25 protein-coding genes are annotated in these 26783 nt (G+C 35.5%); 16 read left to right on the top strand and 9 right to left on the bottom strand.

The window, feature by feature from the left end; translation table 11 throughout:
* Positions 1-184: 184 nt before the first annotated feature.
* On the top strand, positions 185-1381 hold the full coding sequence (locus H9635_RS06575; protein WP_191699345.1) for an aldehyde dehydrogenase: 1197 nt from the start codon (positions 185-187) through the stop codon (positions 1379-1381).
* A 56-nt stretch (positions 1382-1437) separates the two neighbouring features.
* On the opposite strand, the gene H9635_RS06570 is transcribed toward H9635_RS06575, so the two are convergent.
* The 3 genes from H9635_RS06570 to proB are packed head-to-tail and all read right to left on the bottom strand — an operon-like array spanning position 1438 to position 4719.
* Entirely contained in the window at positions 1438-2328 is an 891-nt protein-coding gene (locus H9635_RS06570) for a DMT family transporter (protein WP_191699344.1), read from the bottom strand.
* Between the two features lie 30 nt (positions 2329-2358).
* Positions 2359-3612 carry a glutamate-5-semialdehyde dehydrogenase gene (locus H9635_RS06565; protein ID WP_191699441.1) on the bottom strand — a complete coding sequence of 418 codons (1254 nt, stop codon included), beginning with the start codon at positions 3610-3612 and terminating at the stop codon, positions 2359-2361.
* Positions 3613-3636: 24 nt separating this feature from the next.
* On the bottom strand, positions 3637-4719 hold the full coding sequence (gene proB, locus H9635_RS06560) for a glutamate 5-kinase (protein WP_191699343.1): 1083 nt from the start codon (positions 4717-4719) through the stop codon (positions 3637-3639).
* 507 nt (positions 4720-5226) lie between these two features.
* Here proB and H9635_RS06555 point away from each other — a divergent pair.
* On the top strand, positions 5227-5709 hold the full coding sequence (locus H9635_RS06555; protein WP_191699342.1) for a sigma-70 family RNA polymerase sigma factor: 483 nt from the start codon (positions 5227-5229) through the stop codon (positions 5707-5709).
* A 45-nt stretch (positions 5710-5754) separates the two neighbouring features.
* Here H9635_RS06555 and H9635_RS06550 read toward each other — a convergent pair whose 3' ends face one another.
* Positions 5755-6147 (bottom strand): glucosamine 6-phosphate synthetase, encoded by a 393-nt coding sequence (locus H9635_RS06550; RefSeq protein WP_191699341.1) that lies wholly within the window; start codon positions 6145-6147, stop codon positions 5755-5757.
* 539 nt (positions 6148-6686) lie between these two features.
* Positions 6687-7529 carry a DegV family protein gene (locus tag H9635_RS06545; RefSeq protein WP_191699340.1) on the bottom strand — a complete coding sequence of 281 codons (843 nt, stop codon included), beginning with the start codon at positions 7527-7529 and terminating at the stop codon, positions 6687-6689.
* Positions 7530-8306: 777 nt separating this feature from the next.
* Here H9635_RS06545 and H9635_RS06540 point away from each other — a divergent pair.
* A complete protein-coding gene (locus tag H9635_RS06540) occupies positions 8307-8669 on the top strand; it encodes a fluoride efflux transporter FluC (protein WP_191699339.1) in 363 nt (120 codons plus the stop codon).
* 9 nt (positions 8670-8678) lie between these two features.
* Complete coding sequence (crcB, locus tag H9635_RS06535; protein ID WP_191699440.1) at positions 8679-9041, top strand: fluoride efflux transporter CrcB; 363 nt, start codon at positions 8679-8681, stop codon at positions 9039-9041.
* A 52-nt stretch (positions 9042-9093) separates the two neighbouring features.
* Here crcB and H9635_RS06530 read toward each other — a convergent pair whose 3' ends face one another.
* Positions 9094-11274 (bottom strand): DNA topoisomerase III, encoded by a 2181-nt coding sequence (locus tag H9635_RS06530; protein WP_191699338.1) that lies wholly within the window; start codon positions 11272-11274, stop codon positions 9094-9096.
* A gap of 436 nt (positions 11275-11710) precedes the next feature.
* On the opposite strand from H9635_RS06530, the gene H9635_RS06525 reads away from it, so the two are divergent.
* The 7 genes from H9635_RS06525 to H9635_RS06495 all read left to right on the top strand — a co-directional run bounded on the left by H9635_RS06525 (position 11711) and on the right by H9635_RS06495 (position 18518).
* A complete protein-coding gene (locus H9635_RS06525; RefSeq protein ID WP_191699337.1) occupies positions 11711-13072 on the top strand; it encodes an aspartate kinase in 1362 nt (453 codons plus the stop codon).
* 95 nt (positions 13073-13167) lie between these two features.
* A complete protein-coding gene (locus H9635_RS06520; RefSeq protein ID WP_191699336.1) occupies positions 13168-13806 on the top strand; it encodes a DsbA family oxidoreductase in 639 nt (212 codons plus the stop codon).
* A 102-nt stretch (positions 13807-13908) separates the two neighbouring features.
* Entirely contained in the window at positions 13909-15687 is a 1779-nt protein-coding gene (locus H9635_RS06515) for a glycerophosphodiester phosphodiesterase (protein WP_191699335.1), read from the top strand.
* 10 nt (positions 15688-15697) lie between these two features.
* Positions 15698-16228, top strand: coding sequence for a tubby C-terminal domain-like protein (locus H9635_RS06510; protein ID WP_191699334.1), 531 nt, complete (start codon positions 15698-15700; stop codon positions 16226-16228).
* 12 nt (positions 16229-16240) lie between these two features.
* A complete protein-coding gene (locus H9635_RS06505) occupies positions 16241-16498 on the top strand; it encodes a thymidylate synthase (protein WP_191699333.1) in 258 nt (85 codons plus the stop codon).
* Positions 16499-16568: 70 nt separating this feature from the next.
* Positions 16569-16823 (top strand): hypothetical protein, encoded by a 255-nt coding sequence (locus H9635_RS06500; RefSeq protein ID WP_318245182.1) that lies wholly within the window; start codon positions 16569-16571, stop codon positions 16821-16823.
* A 123-nt stretch (positions 16824-16946) separates the two neighbouring features.
* Entirely contained in the window at positions 16947-18518 is a 1572-nt protein-coding gene (locus H9635_RS06495) for a Na/Pi cotransporter family protein (RefSeq protein WP_191699331.1), read from the top strand.
* A 39-nt stretch (positions 18519-18557) separates the two neighbouring features.
* Here H9635_RS06495 and H9635_RS06490 read toward each other — a convergent pair whose 3' ends face one another.
* Positions 18558-18749: a hypothetical protein gene (locus H9635_RS06490; protein ID WP_191699330.1), complete on the bottom strand. Its 192-nt coding sequence runs from the start codon at positions 18747-18749 to the stop codon at positions 18558-18560.
* Between the two features lie 161 nt (positions 18750-18910).
* Here H9635_RS06490 and H9635_RS06485 point away from each other — a divergent pair, with 161 nt between their 5' ends.
* Positions 18911-21133: a YcdB/YcdC domain-containing protein gene (locus H9635_RS06485; protein WP_191699329.1), complete on the top strand. Its 2223-nt coding sequence runs from the start codon at positions 18911-18913 to the stop codon at positions 21131-21133.
* Between the two features lie 215 nt (positions 21134-21348).
* Positions 21349-21801 carry a homoserine dehydrogenase gene (locus H9635_RS06480; protein ID WP_225231143.1) on the top strand — a complete coding sequence of 151 codons (453 nt, stop codon included), beginning with the start codon at positions 21349-21351 and terminating at the stop codon, positions 21799-21801.
* Positions 21802-21912: 111 nt separating this feature from the next.
* On the opposite strand, the gene H9635_RS06475 is transcribed toward H9635_RS06480, so the two are convergent.
* The gene (locus H9635_RS06475) at positions 21913-23304 is read right to left on the bottom strand and encodes an MATE family efflux transporter (protein WP_191699328.1); all 1392 of its coding nucleotides are present in this window, start codon (positions 23302-23304) and stop codon (positions 21913-21915) included.
* A 427-nt stretch (positions 23305-23731) separates the two neighbouring features.
* Between H9635_RS06475 and H9635_RS19450 the strand changes: the two genes are divergently transcribed.
* The 3 genes from H9635_RS19450 (at position 23732) to H9635_RS06460 (ending at position 25217) form a co-directional block, all read left to right on the top strand.
* Positions 23732-24304 carry a 3D domain-containing protein gene (locus tag H9635_RS19450; protein ID WP_191699327.1) on the top strand — a complete coding sequence of 191 codons (573 nt, stop codon included), beginning with the start codon at positions 23732-23734 and terminating at the stop codon, positions 24302-24304.
* A 318-nt stretch (positions 24305-24622) separates the two neighbouring features.
* The gene (locus tag H9635_RS06465; protein WP_191699326.1) at positions 24623-24955 is read left to right on the top strand and encodes a redox protein; all 333 of its coding nucleotides are present in this window, start codon (positions 24623-24625) and stop codon (positions 24953-24955) included.
* 52 nt (positions 24956-25007) lie between these two features.
* Complete coding sequence (locus H9635_RS06460) at positions 25008-25217, top strand: hypothetical protein (RefSeq protein WP_191699325.1); 210 nt, start codon at positions 25008-25010, stop codon at positions 25215-25217.
* Between the two features lie 411 nt (positions 25218-25628).
* On the opposite strand, the gene H9635_RS06455 is transcribed toward H9635_RS06460, so the two are convergent.
* Positions 25629-26768 (bottom strand): hypothetical protein, encoded by a 1140-nt coding sequence (locus H9635_RS06455; protein WP_191699324.1) that lies wholly within the window; start codon positions 26766-26768, stop codon positions 25629-25631.
* Positions 26769-26783: the final 15 nt, after the last annotated feature.

The raw sequence follows: 26783 nt of genomic DNA, 5'->3' as shown, positions 1-26783 counted from the left end.
GTCGCACTGTTGCGGCGCTTTTTTGTTTTTAACACACTGTAATTTAGCCCGCTGAAGTGTCTTTCATAGTATATTTGTAGGTATTAGTTAAATTGATGCGATGTTTTTTTATAGATAAAATGGAAATTTTTGAGTATTTGTTATATATTTAATATTATAAAAAATGGAAGGTGATATATGCTATATGGAATTATTACTGGAAAATCCAAGCGGTTTAGAGAATGAGCGAAAGGAAGCACTACTAAAATTACTGTATTCCACTAACTTTGAAGATCGTATTTTTTTAAAAAGCAAAGATTTTTATTTATATTTCCATGATTTATGGTCGCTTTTCGAAATTGGCCAAACGTATAAGCAGAATATTGTTAAAGAAAATGTGAGATTAAAGGATTGGAGAATATTTATACTGGAGTATTTTGCATCGCGAAATTTGGAAAAAATGCAATTTGAATATTTAACCAATTCTTCGGTCAAGAAATTTCTTATTTCTCTCTATATAGTAAAAAAAATTGCAAAAGATTATTTTACAGTACTCGGTAAAACTCTGAAGCTGAGAACGATAAAAAAGGAATACTCATCGAACGTTGATATTGCTATAACCGGGGAGCATGCATTTCAGCAGGAAGTACTGCTGAAAGTCCAAAGTAATTGGTACATAAATCTATACAAATTTAACAAAGTGTATGATCGAATTATTGAAGAAATATTAGAAGAAACGAAAGCGGTTGAACAATTGTTTGGCGAAGAAGTATGGGATACAATAAGTAATGATAATCTCGAGAATATGATGAACTTTCTGGAAGCGAAACATTTTACAGAAGTGTTATTTTGGAAATCGAAATTTCAGTCGGAGCAATTTTTGAAAATTGGTCTGGATCCCAATAGTACATATGTGTTTTGCGTCCAAAAAGATATCTCAATGAAAAGAAGCTTTAACTTACAAACAGCATTGGCACTTGCCGTGGCAGAATTCTCGAAAAAAAATGAACATAATTTTGTTTATGTGCCTTTTGCAGAGAATATCGACAAAGAAATGATAGCCTTAAATGGGAAGATAGACTTTAATGATTATGTTGGATTTAATAATAGTTTCGATAGTAAAATGAATCCAGTTGATTTTAAAAGTGTAATCAATTATGCCTTTACGTTACTAAAACTTGGGCTAACACATAGCAGTGGCGGAAAAGTTTATTTGTTATGCAATGAACTGTTATTTGAAAATTTCCCGCAGGAAGAAGAATGGCGGGTAGCTGTTACACAGTATAAACAACAGAAAATGATTGAAATTGTTGTTATTTATATTGGGGATAAATCGAAGCTGCATAATATTTGGTTTGCAGATAAAATATTAGTCCCAAAACAATTGGCTCAATTCAGTTAACAATAAAACTCTAATTAGTATGGGGAATGTGCACCTTACTAATTAGAGTTTTATTTTTAGGAACTATTTGATTTCACTGTTTCAGCTTGTTGTGGTGGATAAAAAACAGTATATAAAATACTGCCGAAAATCAGTATAATACCAGCTACTTGCAAAAAGCTTGGTCGGAATGACAGGAAGATGGCATCGAGTAAAATAGCTACAACAGGATCTACAAAAACGAGTACAGATACAATTACAGTAGGTAAATCTCGTATACTGTCAAAAAACAAATAGTAGACAAAGCCAGTATGGATAAATCCTGTACCGAGTATATAGAGCCAATTCGTATTCGTTAAATTAGTAAATGCATTAAAGTCGCTTAATGGAAACAGTAAGACGATCCCTACCATTGTTTGGACGAAGGTTAATGCATAGGAAGACATACCTTGAATCGTTTTACTCGTAAACATCGTTAATGCATAGCATATCGCTGATAGCAGCGCCCATACAAACCCGGAATTCAAAAATTGGGCGATACTCGTAAAGCTATCAATGCCAACAATAAGAATGCTTCCTAAAAAACAAATAACTGTTGCACAAATCGACCGTATTCCCATCTTTTCCGCCAAAAAGACGGAACCTAACATTAACACAAATATAGGTGCCAGATTATAGATGGAAATCGCAATCGATATAGACATGACTTCAAATGCCTTAAATAAAAACACCCAATTCAGGACGATAAATACACCGCATAATACAGTCTTTAATACTTCTTTTCTTTCCCATACTTCTGTTTTATGTCCACCAGTTAGAAGCCAAAGTCCTCCTAAAAAGATTGTTGCGCAAATGCAACGGACAAACACGAGCTCCACAGCAGGTAAGCCTGTCTGAGTAGTGAAAAATCCAATGGAACCGAAAATAGCCATAGAAATAGTGAGCTTAATCATTGAGCCGACATTCATAGTGGGGAACCTACTTTCTGTAAACAGCCATTATTGTCGAATTTGACCGTTACCATGAATGAAATATTTAGTAGAAGTTAATGCAGGTAGTCCCATAGGTCCTCGTGCATGCAATTTCTGGGTTGAAATACCGATTTCCGCCCCATATCCAAATTCAAAACCGTCCGTAAAGCGGGTAGAAGCATTATGGTAAACGGCAGCAGCATCAACAGAATTTAAAAATATGTTAGCATTTTGTATATTATCGGTAATGATGGCTTCTGAATGATTTGTTCCGTAATGATTTATATGATGGATGGCCTCGAAAACATCTTCGACGACTTTTATACTTAATGTCAGGTCAAGAAACTCCTCGGCATAGTGCTCATCCTCAGCAGGAATCGCGCTATCCAATATTTCACACACATGCTTGTCGCCATAGACTTTAATGCCAAGCTCATGATGCAGGAAATGTAAAAAATCTTTCCCGTAAATATTGAAAAAATCTTGATGAATAAGCAGGCTTTCCGCGGTATTACATACAGAAAGTCGCTGTGTTTTTGCATTTTTTACTATGGACTTTGCCATCTCAATATTAGCTGCAACATCCAAATAAATATGGCAGTTACCTGCACCTGTTTCCAAAACCGGGACAGTTGATTCGCGAACGACTAAGTCAATCAATTTTTTACCGCCTCGTGGAATGAGTACGTCTAAATAATCGTTTAATGTAAATAGTGCTTTTGCAGTTTCGCGACTCGTATCTTCAATGAGTAAAACAGCGTCTGTCGGGTAGCTCACTGCTTCTAAAGCGCGGTGAATGGATGCGACTAGTGCAATATTCGAATATTTCGCTGATGAGCTTCCGCGTAAAAGAACCGAATTACCTGTCTTTAGTGAAAGGGTAGCAGCATCGACTGTAACATTCGGTCTTGCTTCATAAATCATGCCGATAACACCGAGTGGTACACGTTTTTTAATAATGCGAAGTCCATTTTCTTTCATAATTTCCTCTAGTACTTCACCGACTGGATCTTCCAGTTGAATGAGCTGGATGATGGCATCGCTCATCGCTTTAATACGCATTTCGTTTAATAGAATACGATCTAATGTGGCATCATCTAAGCCGTTTTCTTTCCCGGAAATGATATCTTTATTATTTTCAGATAGAATGATGTCCATATCTGTTAATAGCTGATGTGCTATACTTTCCAACGCTTTATTTTTTTCGGAAGTACTTTTTACATTTGTCTCATAGCTCGCCTTTTTTGCGCGCTTTCCTTTTGCTACTACTTCGTTTTCCATTATTTGTGTCATATTCCTACCTCCCTATATTTTTACCCATTGGTTCCGGTGAATGACCTCGATTGGTACATGCATAAGTTCAGCGGTACGTTTACCCATCGCGAGCTCCAATTCAGATGATGAATACATTACTTCGCCGCGTCCAATGCATGTATGGCGGTCAAAAACTTCTACAACATCACCTTTTTCAAACTGGCCCTCAAATGCATATACACCAGCTGGCAATAAACTTTTTCCTCCATGTTGTAACGCCTGTACAGCACCTTCATCGATAAAAAGCTTACCCGAAGATTTTGTTAGCGTTACCCATTGTTTATTCGTAGGGATGGCTTTTTCATTACATTTAAAATAAGTGCCATCACCTTTATTTTCTAAAATTTCAATTAATTTTTCAGATCCGCATCCCGTACCGATAAACACATCTACACCGGCATTAGTAGCAAATTTTGCTGCCGCCAGCTTTGATTGCATACCACCTGTTCCAACCTTTGAGCCAGAACCGGAAGCAAATCCTAACATTTCATCCGTAATTTCCTCAATCAGATCTATTCGTATAGCATTCGGGTTTGTTAGGGGATTGGCTGTATACAAACCGTTGACATCCGTCAGAATTACTAATTGATCTGCATGAATTAACCCACTTACTAAAGCAGATAGCATATCATTATCACCAAAAGTCAACTCAGCAACAGAAACGGTATCATTTTCATTAATGATCGGAATAATGGAACGTTCCAATAGCTCTGTTAAAGTTTCATACGCATTTTTATAGCGCTGTTTATCGCTAAAGTCAGAGTGCGTTAATAATATTTGTGCTGGTGTTACCTTATACGTGTCGAATTCATCTGAGTAAGCTTGAATTAACACACTTTGGCCAACTGCCGCAGCTGCCTGCTTACCTTTTAATGTGACAGGTCTAGAGGAATAGCCAAGCTTTCTGAATCCGGCAGCGACTGCCCCGGAAGATACTAATATCACTTCATGACCGGCATGTTTTAATGCTGCGAGTGCCGCTACATGATCCTGAAATTTTTCATAATCGAGCTCACCTTTATTGTTCGTTAATGAGCTGCTTCCAATTTTTACAACAATACGTTTTCTTTCCATAAAAGCGCCTCCAATAACATACAAATAAAAAACACTTTTCATCCTAGAAATTAGGACGAAAAGTGCAGTTTCCGTGGTACCACCTAAATTGAATGTATAGTCATACATCCCACTTAATCTCATAACGCTGAGTCGGCGCCTATTTTTTAGGAGCTTGTTGAAGTAGGTTCGGTAGGTTTTGCTATGCCATTCTTTCAGCCTTTGGAATGTGCTCTCTTTTTTAGCCAAGTGCCACTTACTCGTCTTCAATATGCTTTTACTTTTTCTAATAGCATCATGCATGATAGGTAGTTTTTTGTCAATACCATCGCAGATTATCAAATTTAAAAATGTGCCGAAATTATAATTTTAGAAGGTTTTATTAGAAGAAAACTGCATTTTTGGCCAATTTAATATTTATTTTGTGTGTTTTCCTTTAAAAACTGCATTTTGCCCATTTGCTCGAAATTTTTTAAGTTTGTACTACCTAGGAATATTGGTTGTGCACAGCTTAAAGGATTGGAAATTGTGCAGGAAATCGAGCAAATTATTCTTGATCATGAAGAGCTAATAAAAAAGGCGATTTTTAAGCTGAAAATTTATCGTGATTTTGATGAGTATATGCAAGTAGGTCGAATCGCTTTATGGAAGGCGGTTAAAAACTTCGATAAAACGAAAGGGGATTTTGCTATGTTTGCCTATATGACAGTCAAGTTTGCAATTGCCCGTGAACTATCTAAATCAAATGATGTGAGTCAAAATGAGATTGCTGTGGAGGATGAGGTGTTTTCCAATATAGAGGAACAGTCAATTGTCCAGCCTTGTCTTGAATGGCCGGAATGGTTCAATAATTTAAAAGAAGAGGAACAGTTTTTACTAAAAGCCCTGTTTCTTGAAAACTTAAATTTGAAGGAAATTGCGGAAAAATATGATCTTCCTTATGAGGCACTGAAAAAGAGGCGACAGCGTCTATTTACAAAAATTAGGACGATGGTGAATCAGAGAAAATAGGAGGCATAATAAAAAGTGGAGGCTATTTCGCATCCACTTGACCTATTATTGCAATAAATTTAAAAAAGTCGTTCGTTGTTCTTCAGTTTGCTGCTCTCCATTGACTAACATAGCACCTAAGCGGTAATCTGTTTGTCCTTTTTCAACAACGTATTGTAAATTGATTGGCTGAACCGTATTTTCATATTCACATTCACCTTTAAATTCAACGACATGTTCCATCATTTTCGTCTGGAAATATTCCCAGCGGCTTTTTTCACAATAATTTGTAAAGGCATCTCCAGTATTAATAGTGCTATTCTCTGTGACTGGAGTTGCTTTTATGTATGTAATATAGTCATTATCAGTAACTGCTTTTTGCGGACCAAAAAAGTAAAAGAAGACACCAATAACTCCAATTGGTATAATCCAAAAAATTGTTCGCTTTCTTTTTTCCATATAACAAAACCCCCTTTTTCTATTAGTAGTATAACATTTGAAAGTTATGATTTTCTACATTGGGATAATATATAACTCGTTAATATTAGATTTTTCTTTAAAGGTGGGTGCTATAAGGCAACCGTGTGATTCTTTCATCATTTTCACGTTTTATCGTAAAGTTGATTTATTTATTCACTTTAGTCTTATGGGTACTTAAGTTTATAAAAAGGGTATCTCTTTTTATTACCTGGAATTATGCAAAGATTTACTTGATATAGATGGGAAATTAGTTGTTCGGAGTGAAGGCGGCGACTCCCAGGGGACAAGCACGTGGGAGAGAAGTAAGGAACAAAAGCTAAAAACGCCACGTCCTGTGGCAACGCTTTTGTGATCAACATCCTGTTGACCTCGTGCCCCCGGAAAGCGTCCCCGTAACGGAAATTAATTCTGGCAGAAGCAGAAAAACATCCATTTTTTCTTGAAAAAATGGATGTTTTTCGTTTTGTCCAGGCTCGTTTAATTTTAAAGATGAGCTTTGTTTCAGCTTTATCTATTTTTTATTTTTTCATCCATGAAATGGCAAGGGTTCCTTCGCCCATATGTGTTACGAGTGATGGGCCGAAGTAGGCGAGTTTGAAATGGACAGTCGGAAACGTGGTTTGCAGCTTTTCCATCCATGTGCGGCCTTGCTGCTCACAATTGGCGTGCATAATGACAGCCTGCAATTCCCCATAGGTTTCAACTGCCTGTTGTAGTAAGTCTCTTACTCGCAAAACTGCTTTTCTTTTCGTCCGAACTTTTTCAAACACAGCTATTTTTTTATCCTTTATGTGCAAAATAGGCTTGATTTGCAGTAAGCTGCCGATGACGGATGATGCGACAGATAACCGTCCGCTCCTTTGTAAATGGATTAAATCATCCACAATAAAATAAGCCTCCAACGTTTTTTGTAAATCCTTCAGCCGTTCTATAATTTGTGGGGCAGATGCACCATTTTCAACTAATTTAGAGGCTTCAATAACATATGACGCCAATGGACCGGCAGCAACCTCCGAATCGAATACATAGACTTTCACATTGTCGACCAATTGGGCAGCCTGCAGCGAACATTCATATGTGCCACTCACACCGCTTGAAATATGGATTGCCAAGATTTCATCATATTCTTTTCCAAGTCTTTCATAAAGTTCAACAAATTTTCCGATAGAGGGTTGTGAAGTTTTAGGAAATTGCTTAGTAGTATGTACAATTCCGTAAAATTGTTCTACGCTGAGTGTGAGTTCCTCTTCAAAAGTAGCATGATTAAAATGAACATTAATAGGAACAACATGTATATTGTGCTGTTTAAGTTCTTCAGTCGGTAAATAGACTGTGCTGTCTGTCACAATGGCAGTTTTCATGTATTACACTCCTTCAAGTAATAATAGAACAAAAATAATCTTTATTTAATATTTACGTAAGGATTGTACAATTAGAACTAATTACGGATCATATCGAATATTTTATTGGTTATCCTAATAAACGTTCAGCCATCACTATATGCAAAAAGAGACCTGGAATATAAATTCCAGGTCTTGTGATTACTACTTTTCATCCTCCATGACACGCTGCCTCGCTTTCACATTAATTTTCAAAAGAAAATTTGTGCTTAAGCTGTAATCAGTTTTTTTGAAGAACCTTTAGAGACGATCATTCGCACTCATCGGGTTAACCCTCCTAGTCAGTTGGATTGGAAGTGAAATCTTTAATAGTATAGGTCGATTATTATTTTTTATACACTTTAGTAAAAAAAAATTGGCTTTCAAAATAATTACGGCAAGACAGCGCTAAAACCACGTGATACGTGAAGTTTTTCAGTGTCCATCTAAAATAAGGGAAGATTTTTCCGTTATTTGAATGAGGTAGTTCATTTATAGGTTAAATAAGGGAACGTTTTACCGTTACTTTAAATAAAACCGTGAAATTTCATGTATTTCAGGTCAATAGCGGATATTCCTTCCCTTATTTTCACTATTTTTTATGTTATTTTAAAAATAACGGAAATTCATGCCTCTATTTATCTCATTACAAAAGTTTTGGAGCCACACCGCTCGAACGGACTTCATAGAAAATTTTGTCACGCCCAACTTTTGGTGATGAATCAAAGAATTTTACATAGGAGGAGGTTTTAACTTCGCATGATCTACTTTTTAGTTGGCACTGCGGGAGCAATTGGCGCGGTTTTAAGATATGCAGTAGGTATTTTATTTTTTACGAATAGCTCATTTCCAATAACAACATTAATTGTAAATTTAATTGGCTGTTTTTTGCTAGCTTGGTTCACAACAAGTTTATTTAAACGTTTTTCATTTTCGCCAATGATAAGGACTGCTGTTAGTACAGGTTTTGTAGGTTCCTTTACTACATTTTCGGCTGTTAGTGTAGAGACAGTCACCATGTTTCAATCGGGTAATGTGTTGTTGGCTGTCCTTTATGTATTTATAAGTTTTAGTGGGGGACTCTTAATGAGTAGCCTAGGATTTCAAAGGAGCAGGGAGTGAACTGAAATGATGGCAATTACGAACTTATTACTCGTTGGAATTGGGGGTTTCTTTGGAGCAATAGCCAGATTTTCAATAAGTAAATATTTAAACAATAAAACAAAATATCCAATTCCAATCGGTACACTTACTGTTAATTTGCTTGGTTCATTTCTTTTAGGAATTTTGATTGGAGCAAAAGCCGATGTCATGTTTGTGCTTCTATTTGGAACAGGATTTATGGGAGCGTTTACAACTTTCTCTACGTTAAAGTTTGAAATGACCGAAATGTACGTACATAAAAATAAAAGGAAATTGTTGCTTTACACTGCATTGACCTATGGACTGGGGATAATATTTGCTTATTTCGGTTATTTGATTGGCAGTTATTAAAAAAACAGTGTGATTTCAAAAAATGAAATCCACTGTTTGTTTAATTACTTTGCTATTTATCGAATTTAAAGGTTACTTTTTGTGCGTTATTGTCCCATATAAGATGTGCATCAAAAGTCTTCGCGCCTTTTTTAAAGCCTTTAATTAACGCGGTTTCGCCAGTAGCAAGTAGTTTTTTTATGTTAGGCTGCGTAATCGATTTTCTTAAAATTTTCTTAGAAACGGAAAATTTGCAGTTAGAGGCTTTATAATTGGAGCAGCCGTAAAAAGTTCCATGATCAATAATGGATCCATCGCAAAGCATGCATTTTCCGACAACTGTTTTTTCTCGTTTATATTTTTTATTGTAAGGATTATTGGCTGTGATTTTCTCTACTGCACTTTGATTGAAAGCCCATTCCTTTTCTCGTTCATTCGCATCTGTTATCAGTTTGTAGGAAAGCTTTTTAACTTGTTCCATAAAGGCGTTTGGGGAAGCGGTCCCTTCACCGATTTCAGACAGTCTTTGCTCCCATTTGGCTGTCATGGAAGGGGACGTTAAAATGCTTTCCCCTAGTGCCTCAATTAACAGCATTCCCTTCGTTGTAGCAAATACTTGGTTTTTCCTGATCTCAATATATTGACGATCTTTTAGCGTACCAATAATTCCGGCGCGTGTTGCCTCAGTACCTAATCCTTCAGTTTTGGATAGTACCTTTTCCAATTCCGTATCTTCCAGGTGCTTTCCTGCAGTTTTCATTAAAGTAATTAAGTTACCTTCAGAATATCTATTTGGAGGCTGTGTCTCGCTCTTTCTTTCCTTTGCTTTCGTTACAATACCTTGCTCATTTTCACGAAGCAATGGAAGCAATTCATCTTTGTCTGCTGGTGAATTGGTATTAGAGTGGAAAATTACTTTACGCCAACCTTCTTCAATTTGCACTTTTCCCTTTGAAATGAATTCAGCCCGTTTTTCTACAAGAGAATGAATCGTTGTATATGAATAAATAGCATTATTGTAGTGAGCCGCAATAACTTGTCTCACAACGAGGTCGTATATTTTAAATTCCTCCGAGCTGAGCTTTGATAAATTCGGCAACTGTTCTGTAATAATGATGGCATGGTGATCCGTAACTTTTTGGGGATTCACAAACCTTTTACTCGTCAAAATAGATTTTACAGGTGGTGGAAGGAGATTTTTGTATTGATCAATTTTACTTAAATTCTCCAGAATGTTCGGCAATGTTTTTGCTTCCTCGTTCGTCAAAAATTGTGAATCAGATCGGGGATAGGAAACTAAACCTTTCAAATAAAGTTTTTGCAAAATATCAAGTGTATGCTGAGGTGAAAGTTTAAAAGCTTTATTGGCTGTTGCCTGCAATGTAGAAAGGTTAAATAACAATGGGGGAGCGAATTCCTTTGTTTCTTCTTTAATACTCGTAATTTCAACCTGTTTATTCATGCAGAAATTTGCAATGGCAATAGCTTGCCGTTCCTCCAGCACTCTCGAGTTATTCTCCTTATGCCATTTAGCTTTTAATTTTTTTCCTTCAAAATTAAACTCCGCTTCTACTTCCCAAAAAGGCTCAGGCTTAAAATTGGCGATTTCGTGCTCTCGTTTAACGATTAATGCTAGTGTAGGTGTCTGTACTCTACCAATTGAAAAAACATCCTTTACGCCTTTTTGCTTTAGAAGGACGGTATATAAACGAGATGTATTGATGCCTATTAGCCAGTCTGCACAAGATCGACTTAATGCTTCGTAATAAATATTTCTCGTTTTTTCTTCTGGTAATAAGTTTGCAAAACCATTTTTCACAGCGTTTTCAGTTAAAGATGATATCCATAATCGTTTCATTGGTTTATTGGCTCTGCATAACTTTAATATAGTCCGGATAATTAATTCACCTTCACGTCCAGCATCCCCGCCAATAATAATTTCCTGAATATCCGCTCTATTTACTAAAGCTTTAATTATATTAAATTGTTTATACTTTAATTTTGTCACTTTATATTCAAATCGGTCCGGAATGATTGGTAATGCTTCCAACGTCCATTTTTTCCATGATGGATTATATTCTTCAGGGGCTTTTAATTCACATAGATGTCCTATCGCCCATGTGATGAGTGCACCATCCGGAAAGTATGTGTTGGGTTTTACTTCGAAATAACCGGCTTTCTTCGTAGATGAAAAGGGAGCAGCCAATTTTGCTGCCTGATCTGGTTTTTCAGCTATTATTAAAAATTGCCCCATACTAAAACCTCCTAAGTGACAATGGGATAAATCTTAGACAATAGCACTCTTTGTTACTGTTGCCTTATGTAAATAATCACCTGTAATAATATCACAATCTGTCTATTTTTAGTCCTATGAAATGCCTGACCTACATCCATACATTTCGACCCTTTGAACCTTCATACTAGAGTGCAAAAGTAATTGTAGTAATAATAATGCTATTTTTATGTTTTTAGGAGTAAAATTGACACGAAATAAACGAATATCATCAATTATTTATAAAAATCTCATATTATATATTGACAAAACCTCGAAATATCCGTATTTTGACTAAATAGATTAATGAATTTACTGAATAGTCTTGACTGGAATGGAATAAATTTGTACACTGTGTAAAGTCAAATGTTTTTTCGGTGAGTACAAACATCAATTTTTAAAGTAAGGATCTGATGAGATGATAGTATGTAAATTTGGCGGCACATCTGTCGCAAGTGCAGAACAAATCAAAAAAGTAGCAAACATTGTGAAATCTAATCCTGAAAGAAAGATTGTCGCGGTTTCTGCGCCTGGTAAGCGTTCAAGCGATGATATTAAGGTGACAGATTTATTAATAGACTTAGCCAACACCGTAATGATGAAAGGTAATGTGGAAGAGAAAATTAGAGCTGTAGTTAATCGTTATCGTGATATTGCAGATGAACTTGGTTTAGACAATCTAATTTCCGATATTATTGAACAAGATATACGTGGCCGTGTCGCGGAAGAATACACAAATAAAGATATATTTCTTGATAATATAAAGGCAAGTGGCGAAGATAACAACGCTAAACTAATTGCCAGCTATTTTAATGCAATTGGAATGCCTGCTCAATATGTTAGTCCAAAAGATAAGTTAATTTTAAATGATATTCCGGAACGCACATACGCATTGCCGGAAGCATATGAAAACTTAAGTGTTTTAAAAGATACGGAAGAAATTGTGGTTTTCCCAGGTTTCTTTGGCTATACAAAAGAAGGTATTTTACGTACTTTTGATCGTGGTGGGTCTGATATTACAGGCTCTATTTTAGCGTCAGCTGTTGGGGCGGATCTTTACGAAAACTTTACTGATGTAGATTGTGTATTTGCTGCTAACCCAAAGGTTGTCAATGATCCAGTGGACATTAAGGAAATTTCATATCGCGAAATGCGTGAGCTATCATATGCAGGTTTTTCGGTATTTCATGATGAAGCATTAATGCCAGTGTATAAACAAGGTATCCCAGTCAATATTAAAAATACAAATAATCCAACTGCACCAGGAACACGCATTTTACCAACAAGAACACAATCGAATCGTCCTGTTACAGGTATTTCAGCAGACAGTGGCTTTTCAATATTATACGTATCAAAATATTTAATGAATCGAGAAGTTGGATTTGGTCGCAAGCTTCTTCAAATAATAGAAGAAGAGAATATCTCCTATGAGCATACACCATCAGGGTTAGATGATATTTCTGTTATTATGCGATCAAGTCAACTTTCTCCGGAAATTGAAAAACGCATTATTCAACGTGTGAAAAATGAATTGTGTGCAGACGATGTACACTTTAGTCATAACTTTTCGATGATTGTCATTGTCGGAGAAGGTATGCGCCATAACACGGGCTTGGCAGCGCGTGCAGCAGCAGCCATCTCAGGTACAGGGGCAAATATCGAAATGATTAATCAAGGTTCATCGGAAGTAAGCTTAGTATTTGGCGTTCGTTCAGAATTTGAAGATCAAATTTTAAAAGGGCTTTACGAGGAATTCTTCGCAGCCATTCCTACAGCTTGAAAGTATATTAAATAGTCGAATCCTTAACGGGTTCGGCTTTTTTTATTGGTTTTGGGGTATTGTTGTATTAAGTGTAATTGATTGGAGGAGTTTTTATGCAAATTGAAGTTTTTTCGGATTTTTCCTGTCCATTTTGTTATATTGCCAAAAAGAAATTATTCCAGGCAATCGAACAGCTAAACTTAACAGAAGAAGTGGTCATTGAATATAAAGCCTATGAATTAAATCCTCAAGCATCAAAAACGACAGCATTCCCTTATGTTGAAACATTAATTGAAAAGAAAAATAATAATCGGCAAAAGGTAGATGAAATAATGGAGTCGATTACAATGCATGGAAATGAGGTAGGCGTTACTTTTAACTTCCAAAAAGTAAAACTTGCGAATACAAAAAGTGCTCATCGCTTAAGTAAATTAGCGAAAACGTACAGCAAGGAAAATGAATTTGTAGAAATAGTGATGGATCGTTATTTTACAGAAGGTCTTAATTTAAATGATGAAGAAGAGCTTTTGGCAATTTGTGAAGAAATAGGGTTAGATCGTAATGAAGCGCATAATGTGATGGAGTATGAGCAATATTCGGAACAATTGGCAATGGATCGTTATGAAGCACAGCAACTTCAAATAACAAGTATACCCTTTTTCGTATTTGAAAACAGATACGGGATACAAGGGGTTGAACCTCTAGAAGTGTTCACGAAAACACTACTTCAAGCAAAAGCATTGAAAGAATAATGTTTAAATGGAATCTAGAAAAGGGAATGAAAAAATTAAGAAGGACATTTGTTATCTTAATATAACGATAGAACAAACAATTTTACAGTCGGGGGAAGTCTTTTGGATAGAGTAAAAAGAGTTATTCAATTAATATTTCGAAATTTATATTATTATAGGGTGGACTATATACGGAACTTTGCGATTTTGCGTATAGTTCAGGCGTTTATCGTATTACCGTTCATTTCACTAATGATCGCTATTATTATGGATATTACCGGGGTGCAGGTGGTAACTGAAGATAGTATTCCTTATTTATTAACGCACCCATTTGCTATATTTGGCATAGCATTTATTTTATTTATCGGTATAATTTTCATATATTTTGAAATTGGTTTTTTAATGCTGCTTGCTTATCATCAGCAGCGATCCATACCCTATACGTGGAAAGGGCTTTTAAAAAGACTCAGCAAAAAAGTAGTATATTTTATTAGCTTACAAACATTATTAATAGTTGTTTATACCGCTTTATTAATACCTCTTGTATCGGCGATTTTACCGATTTCACTATTACAAAATTTACATATTCCAAATTTTATAGTAGATGAATTACTAAATTCTACAAAAGGAACGCTATTATATATTGTTTTGTTGCTAGTTTTAGGTTTTATCGGACTACGGTTTATTTTTACTTGGCCATTCTTTACGGTTCACCAGGAACTTTCGATTTATGGAGCATTAAAAAAGAGCTGGCAATTTTCAAAACGAAAACTGATTGAAACGATCGGTATGTTAGGGCTAATGGTAATCATACATATAACCCTTTTAATTCTCACTTTAATCGTTATCTTCATTCCTTTGTTTATTATTGAAATGGTTAAGCCAAGCTGGGGGTTAGTAGCAGCAGGGTTTACGTTGACACTTGCACAGGGTGCGATCCTGATTTTCTTTTCTATTTTACAAATTGTATTTTCGCAGCTTCTCGTCATGGTAGCTTTCCAGCATACACGCCAAAAGCCACTGATTGTTCAGGAAGAATCGTTTAAACAAACAATTAAACAGTGGACTTTTATAATCGCGGTTTATACATTTTTCCTAGTAAGTGCCATTAATATTGTTAATTTGGAAAAAAATATTTATACACCGGACACAACTGTAATTGCGCATCGAGGGTTTATGGATGAAGGTGTTGAAAATACAGTTACTGCAATTGAAGCTGCTAAAAAAGCCGGGGCAGATATGGTGGAAATCGATATTCAACAAACAAAGGATGGGGAGTTTGTTGTATTTCATGACAAAACCCTTTCACGTTTATCGAATGAAGTTACAAAAACATATGACCTTACATTGGATGAATTAACGGAAACGACTATACTCGCAAATGGTTATTCTGATACAATTGCTTCTTTCGAGGAAGTACTTGAAATAAGTCGTACATTAAATATAAAATTACTTATTGAGATGAAGACACATGGATTTGAGACAGATGACTTTTTGGAAAGATTTGTAGCATTGCTTGATAAGTATGATGCGCTCGATTTACATTATGTACAGTCTCCGGATATACCAGTAATGGATCTTTTGGAAGAGATGGAGCCACGTATTCATACGGGTTATATATACTCTATTGCATACGGTAAGTTACCTGTAAACGAGTCTGATTTTATTTCTGTAGAACAGTCCTTTGGAACAGGTAATATTCAGAAACAAGTACAAGAGCAACATAAGGAACTGTTTGTTTGGACGATAAATGATAAGAGTGATATGCAGCAGTTCTATGAGCAAAATGTAGACGGAATCATTACCGATCAACCTGATGAAGCACTCTCAATACGTCAGGAATTCAACGAAGAAAAGCATTTTATACGACGTATTCTAAATAAAATTACGATTATTTACTAAGGGGAAAGATATGCAAATTATTACGTATGAAGTAGATGGCGATATTAAATCTACTGTACAAAAGCCCATTTACAATGAGTCAGGCGAACAAATATACTTTGTTCAACGGATTTATGATAATGGCTTAAAAAAACTGTTGGATGGTTATTTTGATCATCGTTATTTTTTAAAGTATGCTATACACAATAATAGCGGTCAGACAGTATTTGAAGTGAAAAAAATTTTTCGTCGCGGGAAAGTATGGTTTGAAGGGAAAGACTTACTTTCAGATGAAAAGTATATAATCAATTATGAAAACTGGCGAATTGGTGTACCGGAATTATTCATTTCAAGTAAAGACTTCAAAATGAAAATCGATAAAGAAATGGAAGATTGGTCAAACTTTATCGTCAATGAAACAGTCGTGGCTAGATGGGTCGCGGTTTATAATGAAGAAAAAGATCAATTCAACATGACGTTTGAGCTTTCAGATGAGGCACCTATCCAAAATGTCGCTTTTTATATCGCGATAGCTCAAGCGACATTGTTTATTGGTGTATAGGAGAGTAGAAAGATGAATGTAGTGTTTGTATTAACAGAGACGGCTGAAGAAGTGCTGCAAATGGTAAGTAATGATATTGCTGGTCTACTTGCGGCAGTAAAAGGAGACAGTGTATCATTTCCATTTGGCATATATCAATATGACAGCCATACACTCGACCATTATTTGCTGGAAGATGGGACTTACCAGCAGGAGCTTGTAATTTATTTAAAACCAGAGCAAAAAAAGAACGAAACGGTCCTGCCGAAACCACTTGATATAAATATTTAAAAATAATAAAGGAAATGGAAATCATCTGTCGAATGTATTTTTTAGTACATTGTGGCAGGTGATTTTTTTGGTGCAGTTAAATTTATTTGAAGTTGAGCAGGAACAATATGAGCTAAAGTTTCAGCTTATGGATCATGTAAAGGTAAAACTGATAGAAGAACACATTGATAGTGAGACACACCATTATCGAAAGTACTATGAACCGCATATAATAAATAAAGGTGGCGAAATAACAAATATTCAAATTAGCGAAAATGGCGCAATAACATATGAGGTAACGATTTACGGGGAAAAATATTATTTACTTGAGCAGGAACTATATTAAAGTTCATTAAATTTACACTTTCATAAAACTGTTTCCATCTAAATTGTAAAATTATTCTTAATATTTCGGGTATTAAGTGTTACGATTACTTTTTAATGAGGACTTCAATTTGGTGGTGATAGAATGCTTACGATTTTTGGCGGTGTCGGTTTATTTTTACTCGGAATGACAATGCTAACCAACGGACTGAAGGAAATTGCTGGGGATGCTTTAAAAAGATGGCTTAATACATTTACAAAGGGCCGTATTAGTGCAGTAGTGTCCGGTGCAGTCATGACTATGCTCATTCAATCCTCGACGGCTACAACATTATTGACGATTGGATTTGTAAGTGCCGGGTTGCTGACGTTCATTCAATCAATTGGTGTCATAATAGGGGCTAATATAGGAAGTACGAGTACCGGTTGGCTAATTTCGCTTATCGGTTTTAAAATTAGTTTGCAAACGATGGCCTTACCAATTATCGGCATCGGTGTATTTATGTCATTAATCGCACCTCAGGATGTGAAGCGGTTCGGGAATGTTGTTGCTGGTTTTGGTTTACTGTTTTTAGGAATTGATACACTTCAGCAAGGGATGGGTTCTGCCCAGGATTTAATTGCCTTTGACTCGATTCCGGCAGATTCGTTCATATCCATTTTTCTGCTCATCATAATTGGTATTGTCATGACCGTTATTATGCAAGCATCAAGCGCGGCGATGGCGGCTACTTTAACGGCCTTATTTGCAGGTGCGATTGACTTTGAACAGGCTGCATATTTAGTTATTGGGCAAAACATTGGAACAACAGCTACGGCTTTATTCGCAGCAATAGGAGCTTCTGTTTCTGCCAAGCGTACAGCCATTACACATTTATTGTTTAACGTGATTACTGCATTCTTTGTAACTATTATATTTACTTATTTTGTTCAATTTACGAAATGGCTGACTGTTCTTATTTCAGGAGAATTTGACCAAACATTAGGTATTGCGATTTTCCATACGCTATTCAGTTTATTGGGCGCATTGATCTTTATTCCGCTAATTCAGCCCTTTGCCAATTTATTAATAAAGTTGGTACCCGAGCGTGAAAACGTATTGACGCAGGATTTGGATGATAGTTTAAAAGAAATGCCGTCTGTAGCAATAGAAGTATCGTTTAAAACGATGCGTGATATCATGGTAGAACTAACAACTGCACAGCAATTATTAATGGATTCCAAAAAAGTGACGATGGAATATGAAAAAAAAATACTAAAAGTTGAAGAAGCTCTCGAAATTACCCGGAAGTTTCTTGACAGCATTCTTGTCACCTCAAAACGTGAACATTTAAAGCTAATCTCAATTTTACATACACTCGATCATTTACACCGTTTAATAAAAGTTTTGCGTGAAAAGCAAAATGTAGAAGCATTTTATTTACAAGAAAAATTGATGCTAGATTGGCAGGAAATGCTGTCCATTATCAATAACAGGCTAAGCGAAGACGAAAAGCTGATGGATATTTCAATCATTTTAGAGGAGACATCTCAAAAAGTAGCGCAAGAACGTCGTGAAAAACGCATTCTATATTTTGAACGCTCGGTAGCAAATGAAACTCAATTGGATTTAGCAGTGTCAAAGGTTGATGCTTTACTATGGATTGACCGTCTGATATATCATTACTGGCGTGCAACCGCTCGTATGGCCGAATACCAATTGGTGAATGACGAATAAAAAAATCCCGAGTACATGATTATTGGTACTCGGAATTTTTCACTTTATTTTTTTCTCTAGCTTCATTCCAACAATCCGTACTACAATCCCTAATAAAATAAATACCCAGCCGATTCCTATAAATACATAATTCAAAGTTTGTGTGGAATTGGGAATTACATCAAATAGACCTAAACATACGACAATAATGCCAGAAAAAGATATTAACAATCCAGCTGTAACAATACTCACGTAATTCACCTCTGAAAAATTCTAACATGACTTATTAAGGAATACAATGGCATAGATTATACGATAGGATAAAAGATGGAATTTATAATTTATTCAATATATTGAAACTATTCCCATATTTTAAGCGTATAATATAGAGAAAAACAAAGGAGGAATTTTAAATGAAAAAATGGACAACCGCGTTAAGTATGTCAATTGTATCACTAGGATTACTTGCTAGTCCGGGCATTACAGAAGCTTCTGTCGGAACACAAGAGGAACGTGTGCCAATTTATGTGGCCGTGACTGATGAACAGGTAACGAAAGAGCAGCTTATTCAAATTTTGAAAACGAAATTGCCGGAGATGTTTAGTACATACTCTAACAATGATTTTCAAATGTCATCGATGAGTCACCATTATGCAGACGATTTAACAATCCGCTATGAGCTAATGTTCAATAAAAAAGTAAATAAACAAACAGAGGGTGGAAGTGTAACTTTCAAAGGGGACAACCTTGAAATAGAACATTTTTATTTCAATCCTGCCAATTTGAAAGATGCGTTATTTCCTGGGAAAATAACGGAAGATCAAGCGCGTAAAATAGCTGAAGATTTCGTTAAAAAGGTTTCTGCTTCGGGCAATTACAGTTTATCGAATAATGTGCCTAGCTATTATTACGGCAGCAGATTAATTACAGAGCCAATTACGTACTCATTTTCTTTTACTCCAAACGAAAATAATATACCAATTCCGGACCAATCTATGATGGTAAGTGTTTTAGGTGACGGCAAAATTCAATCTTTCTACCAAAATTCAATGCCAAAGAGAATGTCATTTGAAGAATCAAAAAATATTATTTCTAAAGAAGCGGCTATTAACAAAATGAAGGAGCAATTAAATTTAAGCCTTCAGTATACAATTGAATATTTACCGTATTCATCAAAGCCTTCTGTGAAATTGGTTTATTTACCGGCACCGAATGTGATTGGGCTACATGCAACTTCGAATCAGTGGGCAACGTATTCAGGTAAGGTTGATTCACTACAGAGTAATGCTACATTGCAGCCACTTGCACCAAACCAATTAAAGACTCCTTCACCGATTACGCTTGAAGAGGCGAAAGCAATTGCAAAACAATTAGTTGATCAACAGGAAAACACTACTAAATTTACGATCGATCACGCATATGAATATGAATCAAATGATCAGGCAGTGATCAGTGTTTCATACTCGTATCGATATAGAAACGGTTCACATGGTTCATCGATAGAGTTTAATAAAAATACAGGTGAACTAGTTTCGTACTCTGATTTCTTTGGTCCAATTCCGTTTGATGAAGAAGAGGCACCAAAAAATACGACACCGAAATTGAGTAAAGAGAAAGTAATGGAATTAGCAGAAAAATATGTGAAGGAACTTGCTCCAACTACTGTACATGAGTATGCGAAGGCAAATACCGATCCTTCATACGATAAAGAATCACAAGTGCATCATGTAAGTTTCCCACGCATTAAAAATGGTTTGATTGTAAATGGAGATAACGTATCAGTAGCTATTGATGACGAAGGAAAATTAAAATCCTTCTACCGTTACCCATTAAATATTGAAGAATGGCCAAGTGCTGAAGCAAAAATTTCGAATGATGAAGCGAAAAAGATATTCACGGAAGCATTGGACGTTAAGTTAGTGTATAACCGCCTGCAAAATGAAGATGGGAAATATGAGCTTGTCTATTTCCCGACAGTAAAAGGGCAAGAATACTATCAGCTCGATGCAAACAGCGGACAAATTATTAATCAGTATGAACAATTGGAAAAAGAGAAAGTTAGTCATCCGACAGCCGAAAGAGAATTAAATTATTTAATTCAAGCAGGTGCTATTGAGGTGAAGGATGCGAAAACATTTAATGCTGATGTTGCAATTACACAAGGACAAGCATTAAATATGATTACTAAATCGATAACTTATTTCTATGAAGACTATTATATGTATCGCCAGGAGCAGCCTCCTGTATCATTTGAACAAATTGATGCGGATCATCCATACTATAAAGTAGTGGAAAATGCGACTCGTATCGGTATTTTAAATCCTAATGAAGATGAACTGAACATTGATCAAAAGGTAACAAATGAGCAACTAGCTGTATGGTTTATTCGTACACTAGGACTTGAACAGGCAGCTAAGCATCGCGATATTTATCAATTACCGATAAAAGATGCTGCTGATGTTGATCCAGATAAAATTGGATATGTTGCACTTTCCAATGCACTTGGCCTACAAAAGTCAGATCAATCGATGTTCTTGCCGAAAAAAGAAGTCACATATGCCGAATTATCGAAATCCATTATCCAGCTAGCCTATGAAATAGCTGAAAAAAGAAATAGCGGCATGTATTATTATTAAATAATCCTTTATCCCGTGAAGTTTAAACACTTCACGGGGTTTTTAGATTAATATAGGAATATACGTTCTGTTTTATGTAATCAATAGTGTTTAAGCATAGGATTTTGTGATAATATAATAAAAAGCGCTTATTCTGAAAAAAATCGCGATAATTTTTTAGAAACGTTGTAATATAGTTAAAGTAAAGAATTAAAAGATGGAAGTTGGGAAAATACATGCAAAAAAACAAATATCGAGTTCATAGCAATACATTACTTGAAATTGCTCAAAGCCGTGCATTTACAGAGAAGGATAATATCGACGAACGATTTGATGAAGAAGGAAAAATCAAACTAGTAAGCGACCGCGTTGGAGCGGATTTAACGTTGTCCATTATTAAAACAGAAGACGGTATAGCTTATTCTGTAAAATGGGATGACTCGGAAGAAGTATTCAAAGGCTGGAACATGGCTTGGGAAGAATTTGTATGGTGCCTAGGAGTTGTCAATAAACCGATCGAAGAAGCTGCAAAAAAAGCAGCTGAAGAATCGAAACGTCGTGCTGCGGAAGAAGCAGCTGAAAAAGAAGCGGCAGAACTACTAGAAGGTCAAGAAGAGCAAGAAGATAAAACAGCAGTAGAAACAACAGAAGAAACAACAGAAGAAACAACAGAAGAAACAGCAAAATAGATAAAAGCTGGAGCATGAGTAGTTCCAGTTCACGTAAAAAGAGAAATTGCACTTCAACGGTGCAATTTCTCTTTTTTGTTTTATTAAAAAATGTGGTGAGGTGGTATCCTCTTATGAAGTTTGAACTGCTTCAGGCTTTGTAATGGGTTGAGGCACATCGTATTGTTGTTCCACTATGGCGTAGCGTTCCCATTTTCGACTGCGCCAACGGAAAATCATTAAAATGGCACGAATCCATTCATCACAGGCAATCGCAAGCCATACACCGACAAGTCCTAAATCCAGTACGAATACAAAGAAATAGCCAAGCGATAAACCGATCACGATCATTGAAATAAATCCTACTCGAACTGGGTAAGAAGCATCACCTGAAGCACGTAAAGAGTTAATAATAGTAATATTTATTGAACGCCCTGTTTCCAATAAGACACTTAATAGTAAGACGCTCGCTCCTATACGTACAATCTCTTCGTTATCTGTAAAGATACGCATGAGAGGTTCTCTAAAAACTGTGATAATCGCTACCATTGCTAAAGTGAAAATTAGCGCAGATTTGACACTAAACCAAACATTTTTATAAGCAAGATCTTTTTCACCTGCACCTACAGAACGTCCAACGATAATGGCCGTCCCCATACCAATCGCTAATGCGAAAAGATAGGTGAACATGGAAATATTGACGGCATATTGACGCGCTGACAATGCCTCTGCACCTAAAAAAGTCACGAAAAAGAGGAGGACTATTTGGTTTGTTTGATAAAGAACCTGCTCAAGGGCAGATGGAATACCGATTTTTAATATTTTCGAAATATAGTTCTTGGACAGACGATAGTAGTCAGCTAGTTCAATGCGGACTTCTAATGCCTGATATAAAAGCCAGAAAAATACGATTGCTGCTAATACACGACTGATAACCGAAGAAATAGCGGCACCTTCTACACCAAGCTCTGGTATACCGAATTTACCGAAAATCAAAATATAGTTTAAAATTACGTGCACTACATTCATTCCAAGAGAGACATACATCGTTTGTTTCGTCCAGCCTTGAACGCGAATGATGGACGACATGGAAGTAATTAATGCTTGAACAAATATAAAGCCCCCAACAATTACTAAATAGTTTTGTGCTGCTTCCAATACGGCACCTTGTAAATTCATCATTTTCATAATTGCATCTGAAAACAATATAAACAATCCACTTATTATAAGCCCAACAATTAAATTAAGTGATACAGATAAAGCAGCAATTTTTGATGCTTCAGCCAGTAAGCGAGAGCCTAAATATTGAGAAACGACAATGGAAGCCCCCGTACCGATCACACCTAATAAAAGGATGGCAATTTGAATATATTGATTAGCTGTTCCTACCCCGGCTACCGCATCATCAGATACAGCACTTAACATGAACGTATCAGCCAAACCCATGAGCATAAATAGAAACAACTCTAAAAATAATGGCCAAGTTAACTTGAATAAACTTAAATCTTTTGTATTATGTGACAAAAACTTCACTCTTTCATATAGATTATCAAAACAAAAAATATCTTAGCACAAAAGAATTAGGTAAGGTAGTTTGAATAACTAGATTAATTTAGTGATATTGGTAACTTTTTATCATCTCTTTAATTGATAAAGGCAAATTATAGAAAAATTATGGCGTTTCGAGATTGAAAATATTAAATCGAGCAAATATTGCCTCGTTTAAATTGTGTCTATTTTTTTACAGATAAATAAAATTACTGGTGGATATTAAAAAATTGATTTATTCAGTTATTCGTAATAATTAGTCGACAAAAATCGACTCCCTGTAATCAAATTGTAATGTCTGTGGTGCCGAGATGTCATCTCAGTGAAATATTTCGCGGTTATGCTAGTAAAGTTGATTCAAAAAGATTATTCACGACAACTATCTGGAGGGAAATATTCAAGTATGATCAAGAAAGTTTTATCATTATTTGCGGTTATGATCGCAAGTACATTTATTTTTGTTGGAACGTCACAGGCTGCTACACATACAATTAAAAAAGGCGAGAACTTAACAGTGCTTGCCAAGAAATATGATACTACGGTAAAAGAGCTGATGAAGCTAAACGATTTAGAGACAACTAAAATTCAAATAAAGCAAGTCATTAAGCTACCTAGCCATATTCAAAATAAAACTGCTGTAAAAAAGGATACTAAAAAATCAGCAACAGACCCAGGTAATGTTAAAAAGACAATTAGAATGACAGCTACTGCTTACACAGCATACTGTAAAGGCTGTTCAGGTATAACTAAAACAGGTTTGAATTTACGTAAAAATCCAGGCTTAAAAGTTATTGCCGTAGATCCAAAAATCATTCCACTCGGTTCTAAAGTATGGGTTGAAGGTTATGGAATTGCTGTTGCGGGTGACATTGGCGGAGCAATTAAAGGAAACAAAATCGATCTCTTTATGAATAAGAAATCGAATGCTAACCAATGGGGCCGTAAAAAAGTCACTGTAAAAGTCTTGAAATCATAAATTGAAACCTATTGCGAAAATACCGCAATAGGTTTTTTGTTTTGAACTATAATAAAAAGTGTGATTTTATTGAAAGGAATGAGTTCGATATGTTTTATTATGAAACAACTTGCCGTTATTGCGGTAAATTATATAAATTAGTGGAAGGTACTAAAAAATACCAACAATATAAAGAAAATCGCCGAAGGAAGTTTTCCTGCGATGATTGCGAACGTCGCATAGAAGCAGATTCAAGAAAGTATTTATTTAATCGGGATTAACTTTTCTAGCTCAGCAGACAAGGTAGAATGGAAAAAGGTAACGTAAGGAGTTGTTAAAATGGAGGCTAAAAAGGTTAATGTTAATTGTAGCAATTGTCATGAACCGTTTATCATTGATTTTGCAACGGATCAATTTTCGTCCGAAATTCAAATATTTAATGGTAAGAAGCAACGAAAACGGACATATATAAAAAAATGTCCTCACTGTGACACAATCAATTATGTGATGAGTGATAAGAAAGAGGAATGGGGAAATCGTAAAGGGCCAAATATTAAGTTGTTTTTATTCTCTGGGATATTTAGCTGCTTAGGCTTTGTTGTATTGGGCATACTTTTTTTATATTTTGCCTTTAAAGGTATTGGATTTGTCTTCGATTGGCTATTTAATTAAAGGCAAACGGATACTTTCATGCTATAATAAAGAGCTTGTGGAGGTGTAAATAATGTCAAAGAAATGGACAATCCATTCAATTCGTGAATACGTAGAAAAGAATACAGATACAAAATTATTATCAACAGAATTCCAAGGGTTTTCACAAAAGCTAGATTTCGAGTGCGCTTGCGGGAACACGTTCCAAAAGCCATGGAAAAAGTTTAAAGAAAACAAACAGCAAAAATGCGAAGTATGCCAACCACCAAAGGAATCTCGCTAATAGAATAAATTGCCTGTAAAAAACCGCCTATTAATACGATAGGCGGTTTCAAACTGTAGATAAACTCGAAGAAATTCGGGATTGCCTACAGTCTTTTTTATTAAAATAAAGTTAACTAATGAACACCGTTGATCTCCATTCCGGGACCGAAGCTTTCCCCGGGCACGGCTCCAGCTAACTAAATTGTGCCTACAACGGCAGGCACAATTTAGTGGATCTTCCGCACGCGCTTTTCCCGGTGGAGTCACGGTCCCTCTATTACAATCAACTTATTCATCGCTTTAAATAAAGTGAGATAGGATATTTACGATGACTAGTCATCAATTCAAATCAATGAACATGAACAACTTTTTCCTGCTAATCCCTACTAAAAACCGCCTATCAATGCGATTAGGCGGTTTTTAGTAGGGATTACGTTTGGCTTATTATTTTTAAGTTAAGTTCATTATACATTTCATAAAAATTATTTTTTGGAGTATTCGCAACAGAAGCAATAAGTGAAACATTATTTTTTGAAAGCATATTCGTTTCAAGTTGCTTTTTAAAGGATTCCGTTGTGATCAGTAGAAATTTTTCATCGCAATATGGATAGATAATCAGTTGATTTCCTCTTGTTTCAAAATTTATGATATTTAACAATCTATTTAAATTCATTCCACTTTTTAGTTTATACTTTGACATGACAATAGTGGCCGTTTGATCCACATGCAAATCAACAATTTCAATCGCGCGTCCGTAAAACTGCTTGGAATTATATATAACAACATGCTGGGTGATATTTAAATCCATAGGCAAAAATTGATTTTGGCGATTAATTATTTTCTCACAAAGAATGATCAAATCTTTAAAAAGTATTTTCGAATCGGGATGTTTGCTAATAATACGGTAAAAATGCCGTGCTAAAAATGATGTGTACATAACTTCATTGGATTCATTAAATTTTTTTAATAAGGACATCATTGAGAAAACAGCCATTTCAAAATTTTGTTGTAAAAAATTTTTGCTTGCTTGTATTGAGTGGACAAAAACAATATCGGCATCATTTTTACAATTTTCTATATACCAGTTAAATTGTTCAATATATTTTTCGGCATGGGTAATGTCATCATTTTCCAATAAAGAGGTAACAAGTTGCAACTGTGCATTACATTCATAAAATAGACGGTCACCAGGGATTTCCAATGCATGGAAATATGCACTTTTAGCATATTGAATAGCTTCAGTAACATTTTTGACTTCAAGAGACCGGATACTTAATAAATAGTAGCACATCGATAGATTTTGAGGATTGTTATCTGGATTTATAGAAGCAATAATAGATTGAATAAATATGTCGCTTTGCGGAATGGTCGATATAATAGAGGCAAATTTAACGCAGCAAATTAATGCTTCTGTAATAAGCACTGGATTATCGCATCTTTCAATGATGGATAATATAAACTGAAGTTGTTCAAAGGCTTCATCAAATTGCTTTTTAGCATAATACGTTTTGAATTGTTTTATACTCGTCTTTAAAGAATACTCGATAGACAAATATTCGTTATTTTCCAATATTGAATTGGTAGA

Source organism: Solibacillus faecavium, from assembly GCF_014836905.1.
GTDB lineage: Bacteria > Bacillota > Bacilli > Bacillales_A > Planococcaceae > Solibacillus > Solibacillus faecavium.
This window is presented reverse-complemented; position numbering and strand designations above follow the sequence as displayed.